Origin of the sequence: Candidatus Thiosymbion oneisti (assembly GCF_900092655.1) — a bacterium.
Taxonomy (GTDB): domain Bacteria; phylum Pseudomonadota; class Gammaproteobacteria; order Chromatiales; family Chromatiaceae; genus Thiosymbion; species Thiosymbion oneisti.
In genome coordinates this window covers 1-7,205 of sequence record NZ_FLUY01000820.1, presented here as the reverse complement: position 1 = coordinate 7,205, position 7,205 = coordinate 1, and the positions used below count along the sequence as shown (strand labels likewise).

Sequence of the window (7,205 nt, the reverse complement as noted above, 5' to 3'; positions counted from 1 at the left end):
AACTCTTTCTGCACCGCTATAATACCGAACTGTTGCCAGCTGTTGGCTAAGATTTCACTCATATATTAACCACTACCAGGTTTCACAGGATGGCCTCATGAGGAGGCGCGAACCGCATCTTCGGCTTCCGGCTCCGCCGCGAGCGTCCATCGATGCGGTTCGCGGTCGGGATTGGTGTAATCCTGCCACGGTATACCGCGCTCACCGCATCCTACGCTCCTAATGGTACAGGATTAACAGGATCTTATAATTGTATTCAAGAATAATAATCCTGTTAATCCTGGAAATCCCGTTAATCCTGCCCTATTAGTGGTTGGCACGACGATTAGGCACGACGATTATGTCAACAGGACGGCGCAGGCCAGCGGCGAACCGCATCCACAAGAGGTCGTGACAGGATGGGAGAACCGAGGCTGCACCCCATTGCTCCGGACGAGTTGCCGGATCTGCTGACACGGCTCGACGACGGGCAGACGACCGACCTCGCACTGATCGGACCAGATATCTGGCTTCCCGCATCGCCGGACCACTGGCCCAAGGAGCTTCAGGGCCGTGTCCTGTATCGACTGACCGGCGAACTATCCGGCCTGCCCCGCGAGTTGTTGCGACTCGACCGGCTGCAAACCCTCACACTCTGGCGGCTCGACCTCCGGGACGAGGACGCCGTCGCCATCGCCGAGTATCTCGGCCAGCTCACCTCGCTTAATCTGGCCAGCGACCTTCTTTCCTCCACCAAAGTCGGGGATGCTGGCGCCCAGGCGATTGCCGAGAATCTCGGCCAGCTCACATCCCTCAGTCTGCTGAGCAACCAGGTGGGCGATGCCGGCGCCCGGGCCATTGCCGAACATCTCGGCCAGCTCACCTCGCTCGATCTGTGCAACAACCAGGTGGGCGATGCCGGCGCGCGGGCGATCGCCGAACATCTCGGCCAGCTCACCTGGCTCAATCTGTGGGGCAACCATGTGGGCAAGGCCGGCGCACGGGCGATCGCCGAGCATCTCGGCCAGCTCACATCGCTCAATCTGCGCTTCAACCATGTGGGCGATGCCGGCGCCCGGGCGATTGCCGAGTATCTCCGCCGGCTCACCTCGCTCAATCTGGACTTCAACCAGGTTGGCGATGCCGGCGCCCGGGCGATTGCCGAGCATCTCCGCCAGCTCACCTCGCTCAATCTGGACGACAATCAAGTGGGCAAGGCCGGCGCCTGGGCGATCGCCGAGTATCTCGGCCAGCTCACATCGCTCGATCTGAACAACAACCAGGTGGGCTATGCCGGCGCCCGGGCGATCGCCGAACATCTCGGCCAGCTCACCTCACTCGATCTGAGCGGCAATAAGGTGGGCGATGCCGGCGCCCTTGTGATTGCCGAGTACCTCCACCAGCTCACCTCGCTCGCTCTGTGGGGCAACAAGGTGGGCGAGGCCGGCGCCCGGGCTGTCGCCGAGCATCTCGGCCAGCTCACCTCGCTCAATCTGGGCTACAACAAGGTGGGCGACGAAGGCGTCGCGGCCATCGGGCAACAGCTGACGGGGCTCGTCACGCTTGAGCTGCAAGAGAACAAGCGAGTCACGACGGTCGCTCCGCTGGAACATCTGCCGCTCTCGAGGCTGAACATCGCGAACACCGGCGTGGCCGACCTCTCGCCCTTGAAATCACTGGTCCTGGCTGGCCTGCCGGTCAAATGGAGGCTTGATTCAGGGCCGGGCATCTATGTGGAGGGTTGTCCGCTGACGCATCCGTCGCCGGAGATCGTGCAGGAAGGGCCGGAGGCGGTGCTCAACTACTTCCGGGAGATCGAGGCCCAGGGCGTGGATCGGCTGTTCGAGGCCAAGCTGCTGATCCTCGGCGAGGGCGGATCCGGTAAGACCAGCCTGCTGCGCCGCATGTTTCTGCCGGAAATGGACCTGCCTACCGAAGACGAGACCACCCGCGGTATCCACATCCACCGCCATGAATTCCAAATGTCCATCGGTAGATCTCAAGATGCAGACCAACCTAAGACGAGCCCCGCCGATGACAGCAGATTCCGGATCGGCACGTGGCTACGGCGACTATCGCGACCCGCACACTCCCCAGTCCCAGACGGAGGGCGCACCTTCCGGCTCAATAGCTGGGATTTCGGCGGCCAGCAGATCTATCACGCCACCCACCAGTTCTTTCTGACCAGACGTTCCTTGTACGTGCTGGTGGACGATACCCGGAGCGATCACAAGTCCATCCATGACGAGGGCTTCAAGTTCTGGCTGGAGGTGGTCGAGACCCTCAGCGAGCGCAGCCCGCTGCTGATCTTTCAGAACGAGAAGGGCGGGCGGAGCAAACCGATCGATGAGGCGGGCATCAAAGGACGCTTTCCCAACGTAAAAGATGTCTATCGGGGCAACCTGGAACATCCGGGCGCAGCGGATGGCCTGCGTCAGGCGGTGGAATATTTCGCTCAGCGGTTGCCGCACATCGGCGAGGACGTGCCGGCCCAATGGGTCGCGATTCGCAAGGACCTGGAAGACCTGGCACGGACAAAGCCATACATCCCCCTGGACCAGTATTTCACGGTCTACGGCCGTCACCTGAGCCTGGACCGGAAAGGGGACCACGACAAGGCGCTGCACTTGAGTCAGTACCTGCACGACCTGGGTGTCTTCCTGCACTTCCAGCATCCGCCGGAGCTGCGGCGCACGGTATTCCTGCAGAACCAATGGGTCACCGAGGCGGTGTTCCGCATCCTGGACGACGAGGACGTGAAATCGCAGCGGGGCCGGTTCACCCTGGCCGACTGCGACCGGCTTTGGTCCGATCGACTGGGGTCCGACCGGGGCTATGCGGACAAGGACGTGGAGCTGCGTGCCCTGATGGTCCGGTTCGAGCTCTGTTATCGGCTGCCGGATACGGACCAGGAGACCTGGCTGGTTCCGCAACACCTCTCGCCGTCGAAGCCGCCGGCACTGAGCGACTGGGCCAGGCCCGGTGATCTGGTGCTGACCTACCGCTACGAGTTCCTGCCCAAGGGCCTGGTGAGCCGGCTCATCGTGCGGATGCACCGTTTCGTGAAGCAGCCGGACCTCTGCTGGTCCCGCGGCGCCCTATTCGAGTACGGGGGGTTCGAGCACGGCGAGACCCAGGTGCTGGTAGAGACCACCGCGCGGGGCAACGAAATCGCACTCAGAAGCCGTGGCCCGGAACAAAAGGCGCTGCTGAGCATCATCGCCAGCGACCTAGATGCCCTGAACAACGGCTTCCGGGGACTCAAAGACAAGGTCGGCAAATGGGTACCCTGCATCTGCGACACCTGTGCCAGGACCACAACGCCCGAGTTTTTCGCGCACAAGGGCTTGTTAAAGCGCAAGCGAGATCACAAGCTGACGATTGAATGTCCGGAGAGTTACGCCGACGTCAGTGTGCTGGAACTGCTCGACGGGCTGAAGCTGGAGCGGTTGCCGGAGTGGGCTCAAGAGCCGGCGAACTTTGACGAACCCTTTGCGATCGCCGTTTCGTTTCCCGGCGAGGATCGGCCCTTTGTCCTCAAAATTGTCGAGCATCTCGCAAAAGCCCTTGGACGCGACCGCGTGTTTTACGACGAGTGGTACGAAGCCCGGTTACTCGGCAGCGGCGGCGACCTGAAGCTCCAGGACTTCTACGAGCGGGCCGAATTGGTCATTCCGTTCTTTTCCGAGCACTACACCAAACCCTGGTGCTCGCTGGAGTGGGAAACGATCCGCGGTATCCTGCTCAACCGCCGCGAAGACGATGCCGTCATCCCTGTTCACCTCGATGACACCGAGATCCCAGGCTGGTCAGCCGTGAGCTTTGGAATCAAGCCAAAGGGTCGATCCACGGAAGAGATCGCACACCTGATCCTGGAGGCGTATCGACTTCGCGACGCGCGCACCGGTCGTTAGTCCCGGAGCCATTGGCAGAAATGGAAACAATGGCTGAGAGACTGTCTAAAAAGGGACCATAGACCGTAGGCTGGGTTGAGGAACGAAACCCAGCGTTTACGGGAAGCCTGGTTTGCTGGGTCTCGTCCCTCGACCCAGCCTACTGTTTCAAAATCAATGGGTTAGTTTTTAGACAGCCTCTAAGCCGCGGATCTACACCTATTTCCGGAAGGCCACGGTCTCGACCAGCGCCAGCAACCGCGACGATCTGATGTCGCTGTGGGATTTCCAAAAGAAGCTCAAAGACCTCGGTCATTTCCACACCGAGTACGAATCGATCGACGGCCTGCGGAGACAGTTCCGGGATCAACTGGACAAGCTACGGGATGATGGTCCCCTGTGAGGGGTGCAACTCATCAGACATTGCCGGCGTGGTCGGAGCGAGTACTGACCGCCATCGGCATCGAGCAGATCATCGACGATTAACAAGTATCAGATCAAAAACAATGAACAGCGCAGAACAACTCGAACTCGCATACAGCGAAGCGCTGGTGCAGCTGCGTCTTCAACCCTCGCTCATCTGGACGAGAAACAACTTTTTTCTGCTGGTCAATAGTGGGCTGTTCGTTTTCGCCGTGAGCGGTCAGGCCAATACGGGGCAAGGATCTCCGTTCCTGGTACCCGTTGTCGGCATGTTTCTCTCGTTGATATGGCTCTGGGTAAACCTGGCCGGTCAACGCCTGCAAAGGCAATGGCGCGCTCTAGTACTCGACATCGAAAAAGAACTCTTCCGACCCAAAGTGGGAGAAGCCAGTGTAGCGGGACCACTCACTCGGGCAGCCGCCACAGCAAGGGAGGGGAATTCCTGGCTGGCCTCGATTACGTCGGCCTTGAGCGTGCTGGCTGTCGGCTTTTTTTTGGGTTGGAGCTACTGTGTTGTCCTGGCTATCTAGCCCGCCTGTTTCCTTAGGCCCGCGCGACGATACCGATATAAGAAGCTGTCTGGTTAAAAGCAATCCTGAGTTGTTTGGCGCCCCTACGGCTTGAATGAGGCCGCGGCAATATTCATCACTCATCACTCATCACTCATCATTCATCACTCATCCCGGCGCGCAGTCTCCATCTCGTCACACCTGCCCGAACAGCTACGACCACAGCCCTGTGAGTCCTCGATACGGCGCCCGTCCGGGTCTACCCGTTCCAGCCAGCGTTGGAAGACGACCCAGCCGGCGCAGAGTGCCGCCAGTCCGAGGCTGGCCCCAAGGTATTCCCACATGGTTCAGGCCGCGCTGAACAGACCGGCGAAACCCATGAAGGCCATGGACAGGATGCCGGCGATGATGAGGTTGATGGCGGTACCGCGCATCAGTCTCGGGACCGGGGCCGTCTCGGACTCCTCACGCAGCCCCGCCATGAGTACCAGGGCCAGGGTGAAGCCCAGCCCGGCCCCCAAGGCGTAGAGCAGGCCCTGGGCCAGCCCGTAGCCCTTGTTGGTGGAGAAGATGGCCAGCCCCAGGATGGCACAGTTGGTGGTGATGAGCGGCAGGAAGATCCCCAGGGCCTTGAACAGGGCGGGGCTGAGCTTTTTGATCAGCATCTCGATGAACTGCACCGTGCTGGCGATCACCACGATGAAGCTGATCAGCCGCAGATAGGGGGCATGGATCAGCACATAGCTGTTGAGAAACCAGGCGCACAGGGCCGTGATCAACATGACGAAGACAGTCGCCAGCCCGAGCCGGAACGCGGTCTCCAGCCGCCCGGAGACGCCGAGGAAGGGACAGAGCCCGAGGAAATAGGCGAGGACGAAGTTGTTGATCAAGAGGGCACTGACGAAGATCCAGATCAGCTCGTTCATAACGGCACTCCACCCGTCTCGGCCAGGCGCTCGGCGAGCCTTTCCCGACGCTCCTTCACCCAGCTGAAGAACAGCAGCAGCAGGCCCAGGGTCAGAAAGCCGCCTGGGGGCAGGATCATGATGACCCAGGGCTCGAAGTCGGGTCCGAACAGAGCGATCCCGAAGAATTTTCCTTCCCCCAGGATCTCCCGCACGCTGCCCAGGGAGAAGAGCGCAAACAGAAAGCCGCCGGCCATGCCCAGGGCATCCACCGCGGCCAGGGATACCGAGTTTCTGGACGCGAAGGCCTCTTGACGCCCCAGGATCATGCAGTTGGCTACGATCAGCGGGATGAAGGCCCCCAGCTCCTTGTGGATCTCGGGCACCAGGGCCTGCAGAGCCAGATCCGTGACCGTCACGAAGGTGGCGATGATGATGATATAGGTGGAGATCCGGACCTGCCTGGGAATCCACTGCTTGAGGGCGGCGACCAGGATGCTGGAGGCCACGAGTACGAAACAGGTGGCCCCCCCCATGGCCAGGGCATTGACGGCGGAGTTGGTGACCGCCAGCATGGGACACATGCCCAACACCTGGACGAAGACCGGATTGTCCCGCCACAGGCCCTTGACGAATTCCTGATAGGCGTCGGCCTGCACTCTAGGCATGGGTTACCTCGCTTACCCGCTTCGGGGCACATAACTGGTTTTGATCTTGAACTACAAGGCACAAAGGTTTTGTTGCCGCAAATGAACGCGAATCAACGCAAATCGGTCACAAAAGACCACATTCATCCTTATTGTCCGCAGGTTACACAGATTCTCACAGATTGTTTCGTTTTAAATCCGCGAGAATCCGCGTCATCTGCGGATAGATTGGAGCGACCGGCTCATTTTTCCCATACTCACTCTGAAGCTCGGCGGTTCCGCTTTTTGCTGCCAATCAAAGGCGTCGTGTTGCGTTACGCCGCGTTCGACGCCGTGCCCCTCCGAGACATTTCCCCGCGCGGGGAGTAATGTGGATGCTGCTGGCTCCCACGCTCCAGAGACTGGGAAAGAATTTGCCCTTGGTCATGGCGAGGGTAAACTCCCGGTCGGGCTCGATCCGAGAGGGTGACATTGATGGCGAGAGGTTACAAGCAAGGCATAGAGCTCGTAGGTCGGGTTAGGCGCGTCTGGCGATGCGAGCAGGCAACCGAGGTTGAACGCGCCGTAACCCAACATCCAAGACTGGCCCGCGGCATTGCATGTCGGGTTACGGCGCGCCCCAATCCTGGGACTCGACCAAACACCGAAGCACGCGCCTAACCCGACCTACTATTCTGCCGAGGGTCCGGTCGGGGGCTGCCACGGGTCGGGGACCCCAGATAAGGGATTAAGCAGGCCTGATCCGGCCAGGTCTGGCCTGCCGAATGTATTATTTCTCGTTCCCACGCGCTGCGTGGGGACGCCCAGGCTCCGCGCCGCGGAGTGTTTCAGAGATCCCATGAGCCATAG

Annotated in this window: 6 protein-coding genes; 3 read left to right on the top strand and 3 right to left on the bottom strand. The window is 60.4% G+C overall.

Features of this window, described 5'->3' with window-relative positions; translation table 11 throughout:
* Nucleotides 1–398 precede the first annotated feature (398 nt).
* The 3 genes from BQ17_RS08820 to BQ17_RS08815 all read left to right on the top strand — a co-directional run bounded on the left by BQ17_RS08820 (nucleotide 399) and on the right by BQ17_RS08815 (nucleotide 4,825).
* Entirely contained in the window at nucleotides 399–3,893 is a 3,495-nt protein-coding gene (locus tag BQ17_RS08820) for a COR domain-containing protein (protein ID WP_089726247.1), read from the top strand.
* A gap of 250 nt (nucleotides 3,894–4,143) precedes the next feature.
* Entirely contained in the window at nucleotides 4,144–4,275 is a 132-nt protein-coding gene (locus tag BQ17_RS23310) for a hypothetical protein (protein WP_256091529.1), read from the top strand.
* A gap of 103 nt (nucleotides 4,276–4,378) precedes the next feature.
* Nucleotides 4,379–4,825: a RipA family octameric membrane protein gene (locus BQ17_RS08815; RefSeq protein ID WP_089726245.1), complete on the top strand. Its 447-nt coding sequence runs from the start codon at nucleotides 4,379–4,381 to the stop codon at nucleotides 4,823–4,825.
* A gap of 143 nt (nucleotides 4,826–4,968) precedes the next feature.
* Here BQ17_RS08815 and BQ17_RS20555 read toward each other — a convergent pair whose 3' ends face one another.
* Genes BQ17_RS20555 through rsxE form a run of 3 tightly spaced genes read right to left on the bottom strand, consistent with a single transcriptional unit; the run spans nucleotide 4,969 to nucleotide 6,377 of the window.
* A complete protein-coding gene (locus BQ17_RS20555) occupies nucleotides 4,969–5,148 on the bottom strand; it encodes a hypothetical protein (protein WP_141699180.1) in 180 nt (59 codons plus the stop codon).
* Between the two features lie 3 nt (nucleotides 5,149–5,151).
* Nucleotides 5,152–5,730: an electron transport complex protein RnfA gene (locus tag BQ17_RS08810; protein WP_089726243.1), complete on the bottom strand. Its 579-nt coding sequence runs from the start codon at nucleotides 5,728–5,730 to the stop codon at nucleotides 5,152–5,154.
* Nucleotides 5,727–6,377, bottom strand: coding sequence for an electron transport complex subunit RsxE (gene rsxE / locus BQ17_RS08805; RefSeq protein WP_089726241.1), 651 nt, complete (start codon nucleotides 6,375–6,377; stop codon nucleotides 5,727–5,729). Before rsxE ends, BQ17_RS08810 begins: the two co-directional genes overlap by 4 nt.
* Between the last annotated feature and the right edge of the window lie 828 nt (nucleotides 6,378–7,205).